The 18585-nt window shown below is 43.4% G+C and carries 24 protein-coding genes; 15 read left to right on the plus strand and 9 right to left on the minus strand.

Annotated features, from left to right (window positions below):
* Nucleotides 1–13: 13 nt before the first annotated feature.
* From ACNQO6_RS04270 to ACNQO6_RS04300, 7 genes are all read right to left on the minus strand, one after another.
* Nucleotides 14–433, minus strand: a complete 420-nt coding sequence (locus ACNQO6_RS04270) for a roadblock/LC7 domain-containing protein (RefSeq protein ID WP_343581023.1) — start codon at nucleotides 431–433, stop codon at nucleotides 14–16.
* A 23-nt stretch (nucleotides 434–456) separates the two neighbouring features.
* Nucleotides 457–999 carry a GTP-binding protein gene (locus tag ACNQO6_RS04275; RefSeq protein WP_343581025.1) on the minus strand — a complete coding sequence of 181 codons (543 nt, stop codon included), beginning with the start codon at nucleotides 997–999 and terminating at the stop codon, nucleotides 457–459.
* A gap of 8 nt (nucleotides 1000–1007) precedes the next feature.
* Nucleotides 1008–1976, minus strand: a complete 969-nt coding sequence (locus tag ACNQO6_RS04280; protein ID WP_440208195.1) for a hypothetical protein — start codon at nucleotides 1974–1976, stop codon at nucleotides 1008–1010.
* 162 nt (nucleotides 1977–2138) lie between these two features.
* The gene (locus tag ACNQO6_RS04285) at nucleotides 2139–2498 is read right to left on the minus strand and encodes a hypothetical protein (protein WP_004775651.1); all 360 of its coding nucleotides are present in this window, start codon (nucleotides 2496–2498) and stop codon (nucleotides 2139–2141) included.
* A 386-nt stretch (nucleotides 2499–2884) separates the two neighbouring features.
* Entirely contained in the window at nucleotides 2885–3547 is a 663-nt protein-coding gene (locus tag ACNQO6_RS04290) for a hypothetical protein (RefSeq protein WP_150954720.1), read from the minus strand.
* Nucleotides 3548–3562: 15 nt separating this feature from the next.
* On the minus strand, nucleotides 3563–3988 hold the full coding sequence (locus ACNQO6_RS04295; protein WP_005226757.1) for a ClpXP protease specificity-enhancing factor: 426 nt from the start codon (nucleotides 3986–3988) through the stop codon (nucleotides 3563–3565).
* Between the two features lie 14 nt (nucleotides 3989–4002).
* Nucleotides 4003–4662, minus strand: a complete 660-nt coding sequence (locus ACNQO6_RS04300) for a glutathione S-transferase N-terminal domain-containing protein (protein WP_440208196.1) — start codon at nucleotides 4660–4662, stop codon at nucleotides 4003–4005.
* A gap of 126 nt (nucleotides 4663–4788) precedes the next feature.
* Between ACNQO6_RS04300 and ACNQO6_RS04305 the strand changes: the two genes are divergently transcribed.
* Nucleotides 4789–5187: a hypothetical protein gene (locus ACNQO6_RS04305; RefSeq protein ID WP_440208197.1), complete on the plus strand. Its 399-nt coding sequence runs from the start codon at nucleotides 4789–4791 to the stop codon at nucleotides 5185–5187.
* A 64-nt stretch (nucleotides 5188–5251) separates the two neighbouring features.
* Here ACNQO6_RS04305 and rpsI read toward each other — a convergent pair whose 3' ends face one another.
* Nucleotides 5252–5638 carry a 30S ribosomal protein S9 gene (gene rpsI / locus ACNQO6_RS04310; protein ID WP_004775642.1) on the minus strand — a complete coding sequence of 129 codons (387 nt, stop codon included), beginning with the start codon at nucleotides 5636–5638 and terminating at the stop codon, nucleotides 5252–5254.
* 12 nt (nucleotides 5639–5650) lie between these two features.
* Nucleotides 5651–6079 (minus strand): 50S ribosomal protein L13, encoded by a 429-nt coding sequence (gene rplM, locus ACNQO6_RS04315; protein WP_004664909.1) that lies wholly within the window; start codon nucleotides 6077–6079, stop codon nucleotides 5651–5653.
* A gap of 267 nt (nucleotides 6080–6346) precedes the next feature.
* On the opposite strand from rplM, the gene ACNQO6_RS04320 reads away from it, so the two are divergent.
* The 14 genes from ACNQO6_RS04320 (at nucleotide 6347) to hisS (ending at nucleotide 18558) form a co-directional block, all read left to right on the plus strand.
* Complete coding sequence (locus ACNQO6_RS04320) at nucleotides 6347–6985, plus strand: hypothetical protein (protein ID WP_440208198.1); 639 nt, start codon at nucleotides 6347–6349, stop codon at nucleotides 6983–6985.
* 64 nt (nucleotides 6986–7049) lie between these two features.
* On the plus strand, nucleotides 7050–7403 hold the full coding sequence (locus tag ACNQO6_RS04325) for a hypothetical protein (protein WP_440208199.1): 354 nt from the start codon (nucleotides 7050–7052) through the stop codon (nucleotides 7401–7403).
* Nucleotides 7404–7624: 221 nt separating this feature from the next.
* The gene (gene pdxA / locus ACNQO6_RS04330; protein ID WP_440208200.1) at nucleotides 7625–8611 is read left to right on the plus strand and encodes a 4-hydroxythreonine-4-phosphate dehydrogenase PdxA; all 987 of its coding nucleotides are present in this window, start codon (nucleotides 7625–7627) and stop codon (nucleotides 8609–8611) included.
* 40 nt (nucleotides 8612–8651) lie between these two features.
* A complete protein-coding gene (gene rsmA, locus ACNQO6_RS04335; protein WP_199949592.1) occupies nucleotides 8652–9464 on the plus strand; it encodes a 16S rRNA (adenine(1518)-N(6)/adenine(1519)-N(6))-dimethyltransferase RsmA in 813 nt (270 codons plus the stop codon).
* A complete protein-coding gene (locus ACNQO6_RS04340; RefSeq protein ID WP_440208201.1) occupies nucleotides 9464–10303 on the plus strand; it encodes a symmetrical bis(5'-nucleosyl)-tetraphosphatase in 840 nt (279 codons plus the stop codon). The genes rsmA and ACNQO6_RS04340 overlap by 1 nt, the downstream gene beginning before the upstream one ends.
* A gap of 156 nt (nucleotides 10304–10459) precedes the next feature.
* The gene (locus tag ACNQO6_RS04345) at nucleotides 10460–11731 is read left to right on the plus strand and encodes a glycosyltransferase family 4 protein (protein ID WP_440208364.1); all 1272 of its coding nucleotides are present in this window, start codon (nucleotides 10460–10462) and stop codon (nucleotides 11729–11731) included.
* A gap of 32 nt (nucleotides 11732–11763) precedes the next feature.
* Complete coding sequence (locus ACNQO6_RS04350; RefSeq protein ID WP_440208202.1) at nucleotides 11764–12315, plus strand: phosphatase PAP2 family protein; 552 nt, start codon at nucleotides 11764–11766, stop codon at nucleotides 12313–12315.
* Nucleotides 12316–12422: 107 nt separating this feature from the next.
* Complete coding sequence (iscX, locus tag ACNQO6_RS04355; protein WP_004775630.1) at nucleotides 12423–12623, plus strand: Fe-S cluster assembly protein IscX; 201 nt, start codon at nucleotides 12423–12425, stop codon at nucleotides 12621–12623.
* Between the two features lie 107 nt (nucleotides 12624–12730).
* A complete protein-coding gene (gene ndk, locus ACNQO6_RS04360; RefSeq protein ID WP_004775629.1) occupies nucleotides 12731–13162 on the plus strand; it encodes a nucleoside-diphosphate kinase in 432 nt (143 codons plus the stop codon).
* Nucleotides 13163–13283: 121 nt separating this feature from the next.
* Complete coding sequence (rlmN, locus tag ACNQO6_RS04365) at nucleotides 13284–14519, plus strand: 23S rRNA (adenine(2503)-C(2))-methyltransferase RlmN (RefSeq protein WP_009513049.1); 1236 nt, start codon at nucleotides 13284–13286, stop codon at nucleotides 14517–14519.
* Between the two features lie 17 nt (nucleotides 14520–14536).
* Nucleotides 14537–15343 (plus strand): type IV pilus biogenesis/stability protein PilW, encoded by an 807-nt coding sequence (gene pilW / locus ACNQO6_RS04370; RefSeq protein WP_440208203.1) that lies wholly within the window; start codon nucleotides 14537–14539, stop codon nucleotides 15341–15343.
* Nucleotides 15334–16131: a helix-turn-helix domain-containing protein gene (locus ACNQO6_RS04375; protein WP_440208204.1), complete on the plus strand. Its 798-nt coding sequence runs from the start codon at nucleotides 15334–15336 to the stop codon at nucleotides 16129–16131. Before pilW ends, ACNQO6_RS04375 begins: the two co-directional genes overlap by 10 nt.
* A gap of 22 nt (nucleotides 16132–16153) precedes the next feature.
* Nucleotides 16154–17269, plus strand: a complete 1116-nt coding sequence (gene ispG, locus ACNQO6_RS04380) for a flavodoxin-dependent (E)-4-hydroxy-3-methylbut-2-enyl-diphosphate synthase (protein WP_005259644.1) — start codon at nucleotides 16154–16156, stop codon at nucleotides 17267–17269.
* Nucleotides 17266–18558, plus strand: coding sequence for a histidine--tRNA ligase (gene hisS / locus ACNQO6_RS04385; RefSeq protein ID WP_440208205.1), 1293 nt, complete (start codon nucleotides 17266–17268; stop codon nucleotides 18556–18558). The genes ispG and hisS overlap by 4 nt, the downstream gene beginning before the upstream one ends.
* Nucleotides 18559–18585: the final 27 nt, after the last annotated feature.

Raw genomic sequence — 18585 nt, forward strand, 5'->3', positions numbered from 1 at the left:
TTTTATGAGGTGTTTAGGCTTGATCTGCTTCGGAAATCGCCGTACTGGCCTGCTTTAGACTATAAAGAAGTTGGCCTAGTAATACGTCCTTGTTACTTAAGGTCACCATAACCATCGGATGATGCGGGGCCGGGATAGAGGTCAGAATCGCCTTACCATTTTCAGCATCCAGTGTAATACTTTGACATCCGGTTAACTGAATTTCATTCAGAAAGGCCGTGACCATCGCCAGAATTGAACTACTGACAGCAGCCAGCTTGGTACTGTTATACGGGTTTTTCTTATAAATTGCCGCGAGTTCAAACCCGTCTGTTGAGCAGAGCATAATATAATCCACTCCTCGAATATTCATCAGAATATCATTGGCTTGAGCCTTGGCAAACTGGATCAGCTCTTTCGGTGCGGTACGTTGCTGACTGGGAATACTGAACATAATTCTTCTCTTTTATAAAGTAATTAATTTGTTGCTTTTAAATTGACTTCTAATGCTGCAATGAGAGATTCAATCATGAGCAAGATATGCTCTTGTTTACGCGCATCAATAAAGAAAAGCGGATACTGGTAATCATTCTGAATTAACCAGTCCCGATAGATCGTAGTCGGCTGTTCTTTATTTTCATCGACATGGGTAATGCCAATCGAAATATTCTGGGTGTAATCTTTAAAGGTTTCCAGATAGGCTTCGAGTTCTTCAATCGGCACTTTGCTGTTATGGTCGACCAGTAAAATAACGCCCAAGGCACCCTGACAGATCACCGGCCAGATAAAATCAAAACGTGACTGACCCGGTGTACCGTACAAGCCGATCTTTACCCCGTCATCCAGCGTAATTTCACCATAATCAATACCCACCGTGGTTTGCATCTTGTTATGGGCCTGGCTGTCTGTATTTAATGCTTCAGTCGCAAGCACAGGAATTTCTGAAAGCGATTTAATCGCTTCGGTTTTTCCTGCGCCCATGCTTCCTGCAAAGACAATTTTATATTGTTGGAGAATCATAGTATTCCTTAAAGCCCAAAGCGGCGTCTGATTTTGCCGAAAAATTTATTTAAAAAACCTTTTTGTTCAATTGTTTGTTCTTCAGCTTCTGTTTTTAAGTAATGACTTTCTGAAGCCGGAATAATGCCGCCGTTGTTCGAAATCATGCAGGCAGCGATAAATTGTTGAACCGTTTGAATCGGGAGTTTTAACTGTGTGGCAACTTGATAAAGCTGAGCGCCTTGTATAAAGCAGGCCGAAAGCAGAAGGGCCGTTTTACGACCTTCGCTTTGAGCTGGCTGTGGCCAGTATTCGATTTTATAGTACTCGTTTTCATTGGGTGCCAGTCGCTGGAACTCCATAGAGTGCCAGAACAGATTCCAGACCCAGTCCTGTAAGTTGTATTCCACTTTACGAGAGACTTTAGTGAAATTGGAGGTGGTAGCAAATTCATATTTAAAGCTGTGGTTGGTTTTGGTATGAATACGTGTCGGCTCTAGCCAGGCAATTTGACTCCGTGTATCAATGATGGCCAATGTCCCATGATCATCAAAAAGATGTAGTCTGGCATTCTCCGGATTAAGCATTGCAGTCAAATACTTTTCATTGATTGCATTGTGGGTTGAAACGGTTTCGGTCTTGGGCTGCTGGGATTGTTGCTGAGAGAGATAACTCAGCAGGCGAAGCTGAATCCAGTTTTTTAATGCATCTGTATGCTGAAAAGGTAAATATAAGGTATTGTGTTGTTCTATATGATCTGAGCCTTCACCTTTCGCTACCTTTAAGCAGGGAAGTTGTTTTTGTTCTAAAATACGTTGAATGCCTTCTGTTTCGAAGAAATTTTCATTTATTAATAATAAATCGATATTCGGATCGGCAATATTGATCCAGTTAATGCCAAACTCATGGGGTATGGTTTTTCTAAGTTCTATTTTTAATTCATCTGAAACTTTTAAACTTATACCTGAAATTGCGATATTAATGCAATGTCCATTCATAGTATCACTTTAATGTTTTTAAAATATTGGACTGCAAAAAATAGCCATTATACTAAAGGCTAATAATAGGAAACTTGTATTATTTCTATTTTATGATAATGAATAAATAAAATAGAAATATATACAAGAAACCTAATATATTAAATATTTTTAAATTAAGAATTAAGCAAAATCTAACTCTTTTTCGAAGGTTTTAAGTTCGTGACGTGCCATGGCAAGATTTGATTTGGTACGGTCTAAAACAAGATAAAGGAACAAATTGCCATTGCTTTCAAGTGGACGGATCAAGTGATATGCCTTACCTAAGGTGATCAGGATATCTTCAATATCATCGTTAAGTTTCAATGAGTTGGCTACGCGGCGTTTGGCGCGGATAACTTCGGTATTACCAGCAGCTGCCAATTCTAAATCCAGTGAACCCCCACCTTGTGTTGCTAGCGCCAAACCGCTTTCTGTATCTACTAATGCTGCTGCAACGAACCCATCAATATTTGTTAAGCTTTCTAATGAAATTTTAGCCATGATTTTATCTCTACTGATACATCTTTGTTTATGAATTTATATATACCCTACTTTTGTTTTTGATTAGTTTTCAAAAGTAGATAAATTTATTATAGGAAACTCTTTTATTAAATCAATCATGCTTTAGATTAATTGAAATTTAAGCAGTGCTAATAATTGACATTTTTTGTCAGATTAACAAATAAAAATATTAATTAAGATGAATAATTAATTGTTAGTGTGATTTTATTCACATTAATAATTGAGATAAATATGTAATTGGGATTGTAAATAAATGTAAATTTATTAATTAGAAAGTTTGAATTATTATTTTAATAATGATTAATTTTTTACTAAGATGATGATAAAGAAAGAATTTAATTCTTTCTTTATCGGCTTATCTCAAATCAGCCAGAGATTAACTGGCAATATGAACAATACAAAAATATAAGAATGACCAATGCGACCAAAGGAGAAACAAGATAGGCCCAGCCAGGTACCACTGGCGGGACAATATCAGCAGCTTCATGCGGCTCATGAGCCACAGGTTTGGCCTGATTTACCATCTGGTTAAACTCCTGCATGGTGGCTTCAAGAGAAACCTCTTCTTGAACAACCGGTTTGGAGCCCAGTAACTCTGTCAAATGGTTGGTTGACCAGACCCAGTCTTCCGCTTGACCGGATAGATGTTCAATTTGACCCATTAACAGTTCGGTCAGTCCGGTTTGTCCGAAGCTGCCGGTCTGGTCAAGTTGTTTTAACTCCGCCAGTTGTAAGGCCAGTACTTCCGAAACACTATTTTCGAGTTCAGACGCTTTAAGCTCAGACTGATTATGCGGGGAGGTGGTCAGGTGACGAGCAATCTCTTGGATATAAAGCGGATCAGCGGTTTGAACTTCCTGATAAAGTTTCTGGGGATTCTGTTTCCATAAGCTGATTAATTGTCCAAGAGTTAAAATATTGACTTCATCAATATAAGACTGTTTTTCTTTTGGAGAATATTGGCTAAAAAGCTGCGGTTTTTGAATTTTAATCTGTTCAGCAAAATACTGAACCAAGTCAAATGCCATTGTGTCTCTCCTTGCTTAATCTAAAATTCTGAGTGAAGGTTTCTTTTTCGTAGGTTCTGCTTCTTGCTTGGTTTGTTCTGTTTCTGGTGCAGCAGTTTCTTCCATATCTTCATATTCAGAAGGATCAAAGAATAGGCCTTGTCCATTTTCTCTGGCATAAATTCCAAGTACGGCACGGATAGGCACATAAATTTCTTTGGCAACACCGCCAAAACGGGCGGAGAAAGTGATCGCATCATTACTCATATGCAGTTGATGCACTGCATGCGGTGCGAGGTTCAAAACAATTTGCCCATCTTTTACAAATTGTAGCGGAACATCTGTGTGCGGTTGGGTTGCATCGACTAACAAATAAGGCGTCAGCTGGTTATCGCAAATCCATTCATAAATGGCACGAGCAAGATATGGGCGTGTAGGCGTAAAAGTTATTTGCTCTGACATAATTGAAAAACTTATTAAATCGTAGAAATCAATTCATTGTAGCTGTTTTTTTCTTGAGCTGTCATTGATTTAATGAAAGATGGACGGCTAAAGATACGATGACAATACAAGAAAATGGGGCGGCAGTGCTGTGCCGGTAATTCGACCCCCATACTTTTGAGGCGCAAGAAGATCGGGGCCAACATACAATCCAGGATCGAGAAAGTTTCAGACATGAAAAAAGGAAAATGCTGAAACAGTGGAGTCAGTGAAATTAGGGTATCTCTGAGTTCTTTTTGAGCTTTTTGTTTTTGTTTCAGGTCCAGACTGTCGGCGTGTCTGAGCATTTGGTCTGCCAGTTTGAACCAGTCCTGTTCAAAGCGCCAGATATATTGACGTTGTTCTGCTCGGGCCATCGGTGCATCGGCATAGAGCTTATTCTGGCGATAACGGTCATCCAGATATTCAGCAATCACGTTGGCTGAAAATAATTTCAGGTTTTGTTCAATCAACATCGGGAGCTGATTGTAGGGATTGAGATCAGCCAAATCCTCATCTTCGTGGTCGGTGATAATGAGCTGATATTTGATTTGTTTTTCAGCAAGCAAAAAGCGAATCCAGTGTGAACGGAAATCATCTGCATGACTATAAAGCGTAATGCCTTGGACAGGGCTTGGGGGATTTTCTAAAGACATAAATCCAAAAAATTCTGATTGACTGTTTAGAATACTAAAATTAACGTTGGAAAGCACTTAAACATTAATAATATGAGCCTTACAGAATAGATTTATTATTCAATAAGTTCAATGAGAGAAAATAGAATGAAGCCAGATTACCTGATTGTATTGTGTGGTGTGTTGTTACTGGGTGGTTGTGCGGGTTCACCTAAGGGCTTAGAACAGCATAATGTATCTTCAATCGAGGATGGGGCGGCAGCTGATGCAGTGATTGCTGATGAGGCCGATGATGCTCGTGGGCAACCATATGGTGGCATCAAAAAGCAGTATGTGGTCAAGGGGTGTCAGGTGACCATGTTTAATGATGGGCCGATTCAGATGGTACATGAAAAAACCGGACAACCTTGTAATGCGCCAATTCCGAAAGATCATCAATTTTCGAAATCTACCCGAAGCTATCAGCAAAATGGCTGTACCGTTACCGAATTTGCTTCTGCGGATGGCATGGGCGATGCCGTCATGGATTGTTCTAAAAAGAAGTAATAAATCATAGGCAATAAAAAAACCTCGGAAAATCCGAGGTTTTTTTGTCCGATTCGTAAAACGATTAACGTTTAGAGAATTGAGGACGTTTACGAGCTTTACGTAAACCAAGTTTCTTACGTTCAACTTCACGAGCATCACGAGTAACGAAACCAGCTTGACGAAGAGCAGGTTTTAAGTTTTCGTCAGCAGCGATCAATGCACGAGTAATACCGTGACGGATAGCGCCAGCTTGACCACCAATACCACCACCTTTAACAGTGATGTAAAGGTCAAATTTTTCAGTAACTTCTAAAAGTTCTAAAGGCTGACGTACAACCATACGAGCAGTTTCACGACCGAAATATTGCTCTAAAGTACGATTGTTGATTACGAGTTTACCTGTACCAGCTGATAAGAAAACACGTGCAGTTGCGGTCTTACGGCGACCTGTACCATAATTAGTAGCCATGTGCTGTATCCCTTAGATGTCCAAAACTTGTGGCTGTTGAGCAGTATGAGGATGCTCGCTACCAGCGTACACTTTCATTTTTTTGATCATTGCATAACCAAGAGGACCTTTTGGCAACATACCTTTAACAGCTTTTTCTAAAACAGCTTCAGGTTTGTGAGCAATTAACTTCTCGAAGTTAGTCTCACGGATACCACCAGGGAAACCAGTATGGCGATAGTATTTCTTATCAAGTGATTTGTTACCAGTCACTTGAACGTGTTCAGCATTGATCACAACGATGTAGTCACCAGTGTCAACGTGAGGAGTATAAGAAGTTTTGTGCTTACCGCGTAAACGACGAGCGATTTCAGTCGCAAGGCGACCTAAAGTTTTGCCAGAAGCATCAACAACATACCAATCGTGTTGAACTTCAGCTGGCTTAGCGCTGAGAGTTTTCATTTAAACCACTACCTATTATAGTTGGTTTGGACGGTGGAATCTGTCCAAACAAAAGGAGACCGAATTCTACATGAGTTTATATCCATGCACAAGAAAAAAACACTAGAGAAGCCAGAAATTGCTGTAATGTGACTGAATTGGGAACTAATATGCGCTGAGTTGATTCGTCTATTATTTATCTTGAGAGCGGACTGGAATCCCCCTATCATTTTTATACCAATCATTTGAAATAAATAGAAGTATCTACCTCTTCTCTCGGGGAATTTGATGAAGTTGCCGTTATCTACAAAAATTGTTGTAGTCACATTATTAGTGGGAGTTTGTGCGACACAAACCAATGCGCGACGACTATATAAATGGATAGATCAAACCAGTGTGACCAATTACTCTGAATTTCAGCCGAAAGAAGGCACCAGCCGTAAACTTGAAGTACTGGAAAGTCGGGGCAATGACCATGTTGATCCTGCAATGGCGGTTACCGCTGAAATGAAAGCGATTGAAATTCCAGTTGATCAAATGAATTTACAAGGCACTTCAGCGGTTACGGGGGGAACGCCAGTGCCTCAGGTGCAACAAAATACAACGCAAACGATTGTGAAACAGGGTGCAATTGCTGCACCTTATACCCGACCTGCCAATGTCATCGTCGCAGCACCTGTAGAGAAAAAAGAATCCCAGCCTCAGCAAGTTGTACCTGCTGTGGACAGGAAAGAGGGGCTGAGCAATCCGCTTACTGACAAGGCAGTAAGTACGGTTGCCCTGAGTGAAAAAAAAGAAGAAATGGCTTTGGCGCAGCCGGAGAAGAAGGCGCAGCCCAAAGTGAATCCATGGACACGAAAAGTCGAATTTGTTCCTTCCAATCTTGTCCCGCAGAACCTGTCTAAAGCTGTGCTGCCTGAACGCTGATCCATCAACTTGATTGAACGGGTAAAATAATGTTTTATGATCGTGAATCCAAATAAAAAGACTCATGATGCTACGCGTAAAACAATTTCTATTGGGCTGTCTGTTCGGCCTAATCACAACTTATTTCATTCTGATCACTGGGTTTGGAATCTATTACGGTTTTAGTGGAATGGTCGGCGTGGCTTTAGTCAGCATGTTTATGCATTTCACTCCTTTTCCATATCTGCTTTATTTGGCTGGTGGGCTGATTTTTTTATTCATCCCGACACAGCGTTTTCCCCATACTCAGCGCCAACTGTGGAAATGGCTGGCCATTGCTAGTGTGGTTGCTGGGGTCCTGATTTGCTTGTCAGAAATTGCGCATGTGCTCGGCTGGTTAAATGCCGAGTTTCATTTGCCACGGAAACCGGAAGACTAAATACTTCAACACTCATATTTTGACCTTTATAAAGGCTGAGCTTAGCAATGGTTTAGGCAAAGACCGTGCTGATTTTAACGAAGAGCCATTACATTTTGGCTATATGTCCTGTCATAAAGGGCTATTGCTGACCTTTAAACAGAATTTATAAAAAGCTAGGGCTATAGCTGCTTTTAGATTTTGGTTACACTAGAAGGGAATCAAAAAGACTGGCGCTAGATATGCTTCCTTTATATGTCACTTCAGGTGAACCTGCTGGAATTGGACCAGATATTTGTCTGAGTCTTGCCGATCGTGTGGATGAACGTCCGCTGGTGGTATTGGCTGATATCGAAATGTTGCAGCAACGTGTCAATCTACTCGGTTTAAATATTGAACTGGTTGCTTATCAGGGACAAGCAGCATCGAGTTTGCAGGGACAACTCTTTGTTGAACATGTGCCTTTAGCAAAACCCGTGACTTTGGGGCAGTTAGATTCTGCCAATGCGGCTTATGTATTAGAACAATTGCGCCGTTCGGCTGATTATGCCATGTCCGGACAAAGTGTCGGTGTGGCCACGGCGCCAGTACAAAAGTCCATTATCAATGAGGCGGGCATCGCGTTTAGCGGACATACCGAGTTTTATCAGGAATTTGCTGGTGTGGATCGTGTGGTGATGATGCTGGCGACGAAAACGTTACGGGTGGCTCTGGCAACGACTCATTTACCGTTGCGCGATGTGCCTGCTGCCATTAGTCCAGAACGTTTACATCAGGTGCTTGATATCCTGATTCATGACTTAAAAACCAAATTTAAAATTTCTGCACCGCGTATCTTGGTATGTGGTTTAAATCCGCATGCGGGCGAGGGTGGTTATTTAGGTCGTGAAGAAATTGAGGTGATTAATCCTGTGCTGGAAAGCTACCGCGCGCAGGGCGTGAACATGAGCCTGAGCTTGCCAGCAGACACCTTGTTTACCCCGGAAAATCTCAAAGATGCAGATGCGGTGTTAGCGATGTATCACGATCAGGGCTTACCTGTGTTAAAATCACAGGGCTTTGGTGAAGCAGTAAACATTACATTAGGTTTGCCATTTATTCGAACCTCTGTCGATCATGGTACGGCACTCTCTCTTGCAGGCACTGGACAGGCAAAAGCATCGAGCTTGCATGTTGCAGTGGATTTAGCACTTGATTTGGCAAGAATCTCCCCCAGCCCCTCTTTATAAAAGAGGGGGGAATTAAGTTTCAAATATTGAGTATAAATATATGTATCAAATTAATGCCCTAAACCCTAAAGATGAAGGGCATCAGGCTCGAAAACGTTTTGGTCAAAACTTTTTACATGATCAACGTGTGATTGCCAAAATTGTACGCTCAGTGAATCCTCGTGCGGGCGAAAACATTGTTGAAATTGGCCCTGGTCTGGCAGCATTGACCTCACCTTTAATTGGTGAGTGTGATGCGTTGACCGTAGTTGAACTGGACCGTGATTTGGCAGCAGGCTTGCCAGGCCGTGTACCACATCCTGAGCGTTTGACCATTGTTGAAGCAGATGCCTTGAAGTACGACTTTACTCAATTGTTTCAGGAAGGCCGCCCACTACGTGTAGTGGGGAATTTACCTTATAATATTTCAACACCACTGTTGTTCCATCTCTTGGAGTTTGGTGACAAAGTCAAAGACATGCACTTCATGCTGCAAAAAGAAGTGGTGGACCGTATTACCGCAACGCCAAATACCAAAGAGTATGGTCGTCTGTCGGTCATGATTCAGTATTACTGCAAGCCCACCTTCTTGTTTGAGGTGCCACCGGGCTCATTTAACCCACCGCCAAAAGTGACGTCAGCAGTTTTCCGTTTAGAACCATACGAAACCAAACCGATTGTGGCAAAAAATGAGAAAGCTTTAGCGCGTTTGGTGGGGCATGTATTTACCCAGCGCCGTAAAACCTTGCGTAATAGCTTAAAAGGGATGCTGGTGGAAGATGGCTTTGAAAAAGCAGGGGTTGATCCGATGGCACGTCCGGAAACCTTAAGTCTGGCAGATTTTGTGGCGCTTTCTGACCAGATGGTGGTCTGATGTCTAAGCGCTATAACTATGTCATTGGTGATGTGCAAGGCTGTTTTGAAGCCCTGAAAGCGTTACTGAAAGAAATCCGCTTTGATCCCGACCAAGACTTTTTATGGTTCGCTGGCGATCTGGTGGCGCGTGGTGAAAACTCGGTCGGTGCCTTACGCTTTATTAAAAAGCTGGCTGACCGTGGGGCCGCTGCAACGGTGTTGGGTAATCATGACCTGACCTTGATTGCCTGTGCGCGTGGCTTTAAAAAACCCAAAGAAAAAGACCATACCCAGGAAGTGATTGACGCAATTGATGGCGATGAGCTGATTGACTGGCTACGTAAACAGCCTTTAAGTCTGTCTCCAAATCAACACACCTTGATTACTCACGCGGGCGTACCCTGTATCTGGAGCGCTGAAAAGACAGTTGCACTGGCACAAGAAGTACAACAGGTTGTTGCGCATGAAGATCTCTCGGTGCTGGATGCTTTTCTGGCAGAAATGTATGGTTCTCAACCTGATCTGTGGTCAGATGAGCTGACAGGCATGGCGCGGTTGCGTTGTATCACCAATTATCTGACGCGTATGCGTTTGACTGATGCCGAAGGGCGTCTGGAGTTTGAATTTAAGGATGCGCTCGATGCGCCAATGCCAGCGGGTTTTCAGCCGTGGTTTGAGTTTGAAAGTCAGGCTGCACAAACCCATCAGCTGATTTTTGGACATTGGGCTGCATTACAGGGCAAGACCATTAGTCCTCAAATTCAAAATGTGGATGGTGGTTGTGTCTGGGGCCAACAATTGGTGGCTTTACGTTTAGAAGATCAGCAGCTTTTTGCGGTAGATAACCCGCTTGCCTGATAGATGCTGTGCTATTTTGAGATGCCCATTTTGATGTTGAAATTGGGCATTTTTTATTTTAAGACTGTCAAAAAACTGTCATACACTGATCATTAAAGTGTCAAAAAATGCTTATAAGCTAAAAGCATGAAAATAACGACACAAATGGATGGCGATATGCAGAGTACATACGCGACATCTCTATTCAAGCAAGAGTTTCCTGAAAATTTTAAATTTTACTTCAAAAGGAAACAACTTAAAAATAAACAAGATGAATTGTCTGAACTGCATGATCTGGTTCGTCCTCGTCTCCGTATCGCGATTGTGACTGAAACTTGGCCACCAGAAATTAATGGTGTGGCTTTATCCATGATGCAGTTGTGTCAGGGCTTACAGCGACTTGGACATAAAATTTTACTGGTACGTCCCACACAAAAAGTAGTCTGTACCGAATTCCATCCCGATCAGGAATGTCTGGTGATGTCTCAGCCGATTCCCAAATATCCGAGTGTGCAGTTTGGCTGGCCACAATATCTCAAGGTGTCCAAAGCCTTTGAGAAATTTATGCCAGATGTGGTGCATATCGTCACTGAAGGTCCATTGGGTCTAACCGCTTTGCAGGCAGCGAAATCGAGAAAAGTCGCAGTGTCTAGCGGCTTCCATTCAGCCTTTCATGACTTTAGCCGGTTCTTTGATCTGGCTTTTCTGGTCAAGCCGATTCAACGTTATCTGACCTGGTTCCATAACAGTACCGATGTCACTTGCGTACCCAGTCAATATACCGAACAGGCCTTACGCGGTTTTGGCGTGACCTGTCCTTTGGTGGTGGTCGGGCGTGGTGTGGATACGGAAAAGTTTTCACCGAAACATCGTTCAGCACAGTTGCGGCAACAATGGGGTGCTGATGAAGATACCCGCGTCATGCTATATGTCGGGCGTTTGTCACCTGAAAAAGAAGTGGATGTGTTGATAAAGAGCTTCCACGCCTTGCGGGCACAACAGGGTGAAAATATTAAATTCGTGATTGTAGGTGAAGGGCCGGACCAGACGCGTCTGAGTAAAATGGCGCAATCCAGTGATGTGATCTTTATGGGAAGCTTAAGCGGGAAAGCGCTTTCGGCGGCTTATGCCAGTGCCGATGTATTTACCTTTGCCAGTCAGGCCGATACGTTCGGGAATGTGGTTTTAGAAGCCATTGCCAGTGGTTTGGCTGTCGTGGCCTATGACTATGTCTGTGCACATCAACATGTCAGACATGAGATTACAGGATGGCTAAGCCAGCTTGGAGAGACCACGGATTTTATTCAATCCATTTGTGATTTACCTGCGCTACCGCAACTGAGACAAATGGGTTTATTGGCCAGTGAAAGCGTACAACACAGCAGCTGGCAGTTTCCGGTACAACAATTAGAACACGCATTTTATCAGGTCGTGAGGAGTCTCCCATGACGCCGACCTAAATCCTGAAGAGGAGAAAAAGTATGAAATTTCAAAATGCAAAAATAAAAATGCTGGATCTCGATTTAAAAGGGTGTGTTTATCTCAATCATCTTTCACAGTCGCAACGTGTCGCTTTATTTTTTAAAACGATCAGCCGTTTGGGCGATGGACCTTTTTGGTATGTCATGTTGCTGTCAGTTTGGGCGATGCACGGGCTGGCATATGGGGTGCAGATATTGTATCTGATCGGGGCAGGTTCTGTAGGCACCTTGATTTATAAATTTTTAAAACATAAAACTACCCGTCCAAGACCTTATCAGGTGCATCAGGTCATTGTCTTGGGGGAGCGACCGCTCGATCATTTCAGTTTTCCTTCAGGCCATACCTTACATGCGGTCATGGTCACCATCACTTTGGGTTATATCCAGCCCCTGTTATTAATCCTGATGCTACCGTTTACGATCTTGGTCGCATTGTCACGGATGATTCTGGGGCTACACTATCCAAGCGATGTCATTGTCGGTGCAATGATTGGGGCCTCCGTTGCAAGTGCAATCATTTTGCTGGCGCCGAGCCTTAATCTCATTTTATAACGCATTATATAAGTGTTTTAGCGACAATTTAGCACTTCAACACTATCTCTTAAATCCGGTGTTTTGTTAAAGTACGCTCAATCACATACTTTTATTCAGGTTGTTATATGGGCTTACGCTGGACAGATACGATTGATATTGCGATTGAACTCACTGAAGCGCATCCAGAAGTCGATCCACAGTGGATTCGATTTACGGATCTACATGCATGGGTGTGTGCTTTACCAGACTTTAGTGATGACCCTACTAAATCAACGGAAGGTTTGCTTGAAGCCATTCAAATGGCCTGGCTGGATGAAGTTCGTTAGAAATTCGTCAGAAATCGCTGAACTTTTGCATATTCAAGCTGATTATTAACGATGACATCGGTATAATGCGGCAAATTTTTTAGTTTAGACCATAATAGGAGCCAATCATGGCGATTGAACGTACTTTATCTATCGTAAAACCAGATGCAGTTTCTAAAAACCACATCGGCGACATCTTTGCTCGTTTCGAAAAATCAGGTTTGAAGATCGTTGCTACTAAAATGAAACACCTTTCTCAAGCTGATGCTGAAGGTTTCTATGCTGAGCACAAAGAACGCGGTTTCTTTGCTGACCTCGTTGCATTCATGACTTCTGGTCCAGTGGTTGTTTCAGTTCTTGAAGGCGAAAACGCAGTTCTTGCTCACCGTGATATCTTGGGCGCGACGAACCCGAAAGAAGCGGCTCCTGGTACAATCCGTGCTGACTTCGCTGTAAGCATCGACGAAAACGCAGCGCACGGTTCTGACTCAGTTGCTTCTGCTGAGCGCGAAATCGCTTACTTCTTTGCTGATAACGAGATTTGCCCACGCACTCGTTAATCCAAAGTATTCGAGCCAGATAAGTGGTATACTACTTATCTGGTTTTTTATTTCTTATTGATTGTATTGTGCAAATAATGCACAGTATTTTTTAGCGCTGATATTGTTTAGGTAAATATACATGAGTTCTGCAGTGGTCGTTTCATCAGAAAATTTAGATGAAAAACAACAGTCTGTTACTACGCCTGTCGTTCAAGCTGCCGAGCATAAAGTCAATTTACTTGGCATGTCTCGAGCTGAACTGGAAAAATTCTTTGAAGATCTGGGCGAAAAAAAGTTTCGCGCCGGTCAGGTCATGAAATGGATTCATCAATATTTTGTGACAGATTTTGCCGAGATGACCAATATCTCGGGCAAATTACGTGAAAAATTAGAAAAAATCTGTGAAATTAAAGCGCCTGAAGTGGTGCATCGTAACTATTCCAAAGATGGCACCCGTAAGTGGGTATTCCGTGTGGGTGATGGTGAGGGCTCGCTGGTTGAAACGGTCCTGATTCCGGCAGATGACAAAACTGGTGCGCGTAAAACCTTGTGTATTTCTTCACAAGTGGGCTGTGCACTCGATTGTTCATTCTGTTCTACTGGTAAGCAAGGTTTCCAGCGTGACTTAACCCCTGCAGAAATTATTGGTCAGCTGTGGATGGCGAACTATTCCTATATGGAAGAAGTGCCGGTTGCTGAGCGTGAACGTACCGTCACCAATGTGGTGATGATGGGGATGGGTGAACCCTTACTCAATTACGATGCTGTGCTCAGTTCGATGCAGTTGATGCTGGATGACTTTGCTTATGGCATGTCGAAACGCCGTGTGACCTTGTCAACCTCGGGTGTGGTGCCCAAGATTGATCAACTGGCGCAGGACATTGATGTTGCCCTGGCAATTTCATTACACGCACCGAATGACGAATTGCGTAATGAGCTGGTGCCGATCAATAAAAAATATCCGTTACAGCAACTGATTGCAGCTTGCCAACGTTATTTGGGCAAAGATGGCAACGAAAGCTCTCGTCGACATGTCACCATTGAGTATGTGATGCTGGAAGGGGTCAATGACCAACCTGAGCATGCACAGCAATTGTTGAAATTGCTAAAAAACTTACCAAGTAAAATCAACCTGATTCCATTTAATCCGTTCCCGCATGCGCCGTATGGCCGTTCGAGCCGTAACCGCATTATTGCCTTCCAAAAAACTTTGTCGGATGCCGGATTTGTGTGTACGATTCGTCAGACACGTGGCGATGATATCGATGCGGCGTGTGGACAATTGGTAGGACAGGTGGCTGACCGAACCCGTCGTGCTGAACAGTGGAAAAAGAAAGTGGCGCAGCGACAAGAAATATTGCGCACACAAGGATAAAACTTGGGGAAAAAGCGTTGAATACAACTCGATCAAAAACGATTATAGCGACAGCTGTTGTGTTTACTTTACTTGGCTTAACAGCTTGCCAGACGCCATCTACAACATTAAAAAAAGATCCGGAAAAAGCGGTGCAGGTGCGTACGCAACTTGCGGCAGAATATATTCGTACACGTGATCTGGATTCAGCCAAGCGTTCGCTTGATCAGGCATTAAAACTGAATTCCCGGGATGCCAATGCCAACATGATGATGGGCATCCTGCTGCAACAGGAAGGCAGTGCCGCCAATATGGAAAAAGCGGAGCCTTATTTCAAGCGTGCTATTTCCTCCGAACCAGATAATGCTCAGGCGCGTAATAATTACGGTACATATTTGTACCAGCAGCAACGCTATAATGAAGCCATTGAGCAATTTACCCGTGCGGGCGCAACCCTGGGTTATGATCAGCGTTTTCAGTCGCTGGAAAACCTGGGGCGAATCTATTTAAAACTTGGCGATGTGATGAATGCTGAAAAATCATTCAAACAGGCGCTACAAGCGAATCGAAACGCAACAATTTCAATGTTAGAGTTAGCGGAAATTTTCTATTTGCAACAAAATAATAGAGATGCATCGCAACTATACGAACAATATGTTCGTAATGTAGGTCAGAAAAACCAGGGTGCTCGTGCACTTTGGATTGGTTTACGCATTGCTCGGGCAAATGCGGATCAGTTAGGAATGCAAGTGTTAGTCAATCAATTACGCGCTTTATTTCCTGATAGTCCAGAATATCAACGTTATTTGCAATTACAGTACAGTACTGAGGCCGTATGGAAATAAATCCAAATTCACATCAGCCAACTGGCTCAACCTCGCCATCGTCTGCGTTAGGAAATATTCAACGACCTGGTGAGTATTTGCGTCAAATTCGTATTGCACAAAAGAAAGAAATTGAAGAGATTGCAAACGTATTGAACATGCCTGTCAAAACCTTGACGGCATTAGAGCAAGATGACTATAAGTCATTGCCAGAAGCGACCTTTATCAAAGGTTATTATCGTGCTTATGCCAAGCATTTAAATGCCGACGCCAGCGCGATTATTCAGCGTTTTGATGAAATCTATGTTAATGATACCGGTCTTAAAGCCAGCCATGCCCTGAATAATTCTCCGATTAAAATCATGGGGAAATTATCAGGTTCGAAAAGCGTACGTAACCGCAAATGGTTAAAACGCATTGCGATTGTGGCGGCGGTTGCATTATTGGCATGGTTAGCGGTCGTGGCTGTACAGAATTGGACATCAAGCCATAAGGATGATGCGGATGTACCAAAGATCAAAAACTCTGAAGTTGAAATTCTGCCCATGAGTGGAAATACAACGGCAGCAACATCTGGTGACCAATTAGTCCTGAACTTTAACCGACCAACCTCTGTGCATATTGTGGATGCAACGGGTAAAGTATTGGCAACAGGTCGTCAGGCATCGACATTGAATTTAAGTGGTCAGTCGCCATTCCAGATTCGTTTGGATGATGCGACTGCGGTATCCCTGACCCTGAATCAGGAACAGATTTCATTGTCTCCATATACCGTCAATGGAAAAGCAGAATTCCGTTTGTCTCGTTAATGACAAAGAGTAGAGCTATACGATGATTGTGAACCCCATTAAACGCCGTCCAACACGTAAAATCCGTGTCGGTTCAGTGTATGTCGGTGGTGATGCCCCGATTAGTGTTCAAAGTATGACCAATACTGAAACATGTGATGTCGATGCGACCGTCGCACAAATCCAGCGTTGTGCAGATGCCGGTGCAGACATCATGCGTGTTTCTGTTCCATCAATGGAAGCAGCAGAGGCATTTGGTGCCATTCGTAAACGTGTGAGCGTGCCTTTGGTTGCGGATATTCATTTTGATCATCGTATTGCGTTGGCTGTGGCAGATTATGGTGCCGACTGTTTGCGTATTAATCCAGGTAATATCGGTTCAGATCAAAAAGTACGTGAAGTGGTTGCCGCGGCGAAACATCATGGCATTTCAATCCGTATCGGTGTGAATGCGGGTTCACTGGAAAAAGATTTACAGGCGAAATATGGCGAGCCAACAGGTCAGGCCTTGCTTGAGTCGGCGATGCGTCATATCGATATTCTGGACCGTCTGGATTTTCATGAGTTCAAAGTCAGCGTTAAAGCCTCGAATGTGTTCCTGACCATGGATGCGTACCGCTTATTGTCGCAACAGATTGATAATCCATTACACCTCGGTGTCACAGAGGCCGGCATTTATCGTACCGGTACGGTGAAATCAGCCATTGCGCTTGGCGGATTATTGATGGAAGGCATTGGCGATACCATGCGTATCTCGCTTGCTGCCGAGCCGGAAGACGAGATTAAAATCGGTTTTGATATTTTAAAATCGTTGGGCTTGCGCTCAAACGGCATTAACTTTATTGCTTGTCCAAGCTGCTCACGCCAGGAATTCAATGTGATTCAGGTGATGCAGGCACTGGAAGAGCGTTTAGAAGATATCCGTACGCCGATGGACTTGTCTGTCATCGGGTGTAAGGTGAATGGTCCGGGTGAAGCCAAAGAAGCGGATATCGGGATTGTCGGGGCATCTCCGCGTTCACTGGTGTACCGTAATGGCGAAAAGAGCCATTTAATTGACACAAATCAGTTGGTTGATGAAATTGAAACAATGGTTCGTCAACGTGTTCAAGAGCTTGAAGAAGCAAAATCTAAAGAAATTATTCGTAGTTCATCATGAGTTCAATCGTCGCTATCAAAGGTTTTAATGACATCCTTCCAACGCAAACTGCGGCTTGGAGAAGTCTGGAACAACAACTTGCATCTTTAATGGATGCTTATGGTTATCAACAAATCCGTTTACCGATCGTTGAGCAAACCGGTTTATTCAAACGTGCTATTGGCGATGCGACCGATATCGTTGAAAAAGAAATGTATACCTTTTTTGACAAGGGGAATCCGCCTGAATCACTGACGCTACGTCCAGAAGGAACAGCAGGTTGTGTACGTGCCTTGCTTGAACATAATCTGTTGCGCGGTGCGACGCCACGGGTGTGGTATATGGGACCGATGTTCCGTTATGAAAAACCGCAAAAGGGCCGTTACCGCCAGTTCCATCAGTTTGGTGTGGAAACCTTTGGTGTGGCAACACCCGATATCGATGCCGAGTTGATTTTACTGACAGCACGTTTGTGGAAGCGTATGGGCGTTGCGGACAAGGTTCAACTTGAGTTGAATACACTCGGGGAAACCGACGAACGTGCAGAATACCGTGCCGCATTGGTTGAGTTTTTAAATCAGCACAAAGATGCTCTGGATGAAGATTCGCAACGTCGTTTAACCACCAACCCATTGCGTATTCTGGACTCTAAAATTGAGTCAACCCAAAAGATTCTGGAAAATGCACCCAAGTTGCATGATTTCCTCAAAGAAGATTCAATCAATCACTTCCAGCAACTACAGCAATACCTCACTGATGCGGGTATCGAGTTTGTGATTAACCAGAAGTTAGTCCGTGGTTTGGATTACTACAACAAAACCGTATTTGAATGGACCACCACCATGTTGGGTTCACAAGGCACGGTGTGTGCAGGTGGTCGCTATGACGGTCTGGTGGGGCAGTTAAAAGGTAAGGCGGATCAGTCGGTTCCTGCGGTTGGCTTTGCGATGGGAATGGAGCGTTTGCTCCTGTTACTTGAGCAAGTCGAACAGGCCAAAGCAGTACGTGATTGCGAAATCTTCTTAGTCGCAGAACCTGCTTATCAAGCCAAAGCTTTGGTCTTGGCGGAACAGATTCGTGATCAGCTGGAAGCAGCTCATAGCCCGATCCGTTTAAAAACAGGTTCACAAGGCAGCATGAAAAGCCAAATGAAAAAGGCCGATCAGTCGGGTGCAATTTTTGCGATGATCTTGGGTGAGCGCGAGTGGGAATCACAGCAGCTTCTTGTTAAAGAATTGGCGACTGCAGAACAGTCTCAAGTTGCTTTGACTGAACTGACGCCATTTTTTATCGAAAAATTTAAACAATAAGTTGAAAAATTTAGGAAAAGGACAATC

The sequence above is a fragment of the Acinetobacter calcoaceticus genome (genome assembly GCF_051947995.1).
Lineage (GTDB): Bacteria > Pseudomonadota > Gammaproteobacteria > Pseudomonadales > Moraxellaceae > Acinetobacter.

What these genes read in the sequence shown, in the direction of transcription:
- ACNQO6_RS04325 (WP_440208199.1), top strand. Translation starts at nt 7,050, where the DNA reads ATGATGCTACGCGTAAAACAATTTCTATTGGGCTGTCTGTTCGGCCTA.
- ACNQO6_RS04270 (WP_343581023.1), bottom strand. Translation starts at nt 433, where the DNA reads ATGTTCAGTATTCCCAGTCAGCAACGTACCGCACCGAAAGAGCTGATC.
- hisS (WP_440208205.1), top strand. Translation starts at nt 17,266, where the DNA reads ATGAGTTCAATCGTCGCTATCAAAGGTTTTAATGACATCCTTCCAACG.
- ACNQO6_RS04375 (WP_440208204.1), top strand. Translation starts at nt 15,334, where the DNA reads ATGGAAATAAATCCAAATTCACATCAGCCAACTGGCTCAACCTCGCCA.
- ACNQO6_RS04340 (WP_440208201.1), top strand. Translation starts at nt 9,464, where the DNA reads ATGTCTAAGCGCTATAACTATGTCATTGGTGATGTGCAAGGCTGTTTT.
- ACNQO6_RS04305 (WP_440208197.1), top strand. Translation starts at nt 4,789, where the DNA reads ATGAAGCCAGATTACCTGATTGTATTGTGTGGTGTGTTGTTACTGGGT.
- iscX (WP_004775630.1), top strand. Translation starts at nt 12,423, where the DNA reads ATGGGCTTACGCTGGACAGATACGATTGATATTGCGATTGAACTCACT.
- pdxA (WP_440208200.1), top strand. Translation starts at nt 7,625, where the DNA reads ATGCTTCCTTTATATGTCACTTCAGGTGAACCTGCTGGAATTGGACCA.
- ACNQO6_RS04320 (WP_440208198.1), top strand. Translation starts at nt 6,347, where the DNA reads ATGAAGTTGCCGTTATCTACAAAAATTGTTGTAGTCACATTATTAGTG.
- ACNQO6_RS04300 (WP_440208196.1), bottom strand. Translation starts at nt 4,662, where the DNA reads ATGTCTTTAGAAAATCCCCCAAGCCCTGTCCAAGGCATTACGCTTTAT.
- ACNQO6_RS04275 (WP_343581025.1), bottom strand. Translation starts at nt 999, where the DNA reads ATGATTCTCCAACAATATAAAATTGTCTTTGCAGGAAGCATGGGCGCA.
- rplM (WP_004664909.1), bottom strand. Translation starts at nt 6,079, where the DNA reads ATGAAAACTCTCAGCGCTAAGCCAGCTGAAGTTCAACACGATTGGTAT.
- ACNQO6_RS04280 (WP_440208195.1), bottom strand. Translation starts at nt 1,976, where the DNA reads ATGAATGGACATTGCATTAATATCGCAATTTCAGGTATAAGTTTAAAA.
- ndk (WP_004775629.1), top strand. Translation starts at nt 12,731, where the DNA reads ATGGCGATTGAACGTACTTTATCTATCGTAAAACCAGATGCAGTTTCT.
- ACNQO6_RS04290 (WP_150954720.1), bottom strand. Translation starts at nt 3,547, where the DNA reads ATGGCATTTGACTTGGTTCAGTATTTTGCTGAACAGATTAAAATTCAA.
- rpsI (WP_004775642.1), bottom strand. Translation starts at nt 5,638, where the DNA reads ATGGCTACTAATTATGGTACAGGTCGCCGTAAGACCGCAACTGCACGT.
- rlmN (WP_009513049.1), top strand. Translation starts at nt 13,284, where the DNA reads ATGAGTTCTGCAGTGGTCGTTTCATCAGAAAATTTAGATGAAAAACAA.
- ACNQO6_RS04295 (WP_005226757.1), bottom strand. Translation starts at nt 3,988, where the DNA reads ATGTCAGAGCAAATAACTTTTACGCCTACACGCCCATATCTTGCTCGT.
- ispG (WP_005259644.1), top strand. Translation starts at nt 16,154, where the DNA reads ATGATTGTGAACCCCATTAAACGCCGTCCAACACGTAAAATCCGTGTC.
- ACNQO6_RS04350 (WP_440208202.1), top strand. Translation starts at nt 11,764, where the DNA reads ATGAAATTTCAAAATGCAAAAATAAAAATGCTGGATCTCGATTTAAAA.
- ACNQO6_RS04285 (WP_004775651.1), bottom strand. Translation starts at nt 2,498, where the DNA reads ATGGCTAAAATTTCATTAGAAAGCTTAACAAATATTGATGGGTTCGTT.
- rsmA (WP_199949592.1), top strand. Translation starts at nt 8,652, where the DNA reads ATGTATCAAATTAATGCCCTAAACCCTAAAGATGAAGGGCATCAGGCT.
- ACNQO6_RS04345 (WP_440208364.1), top strand. Translation starts at nt 10,460, where the DNA reads ATGCAGAGTACATACGCGACATCTCTATTCAAGCAAGAGTTTCCTGAA.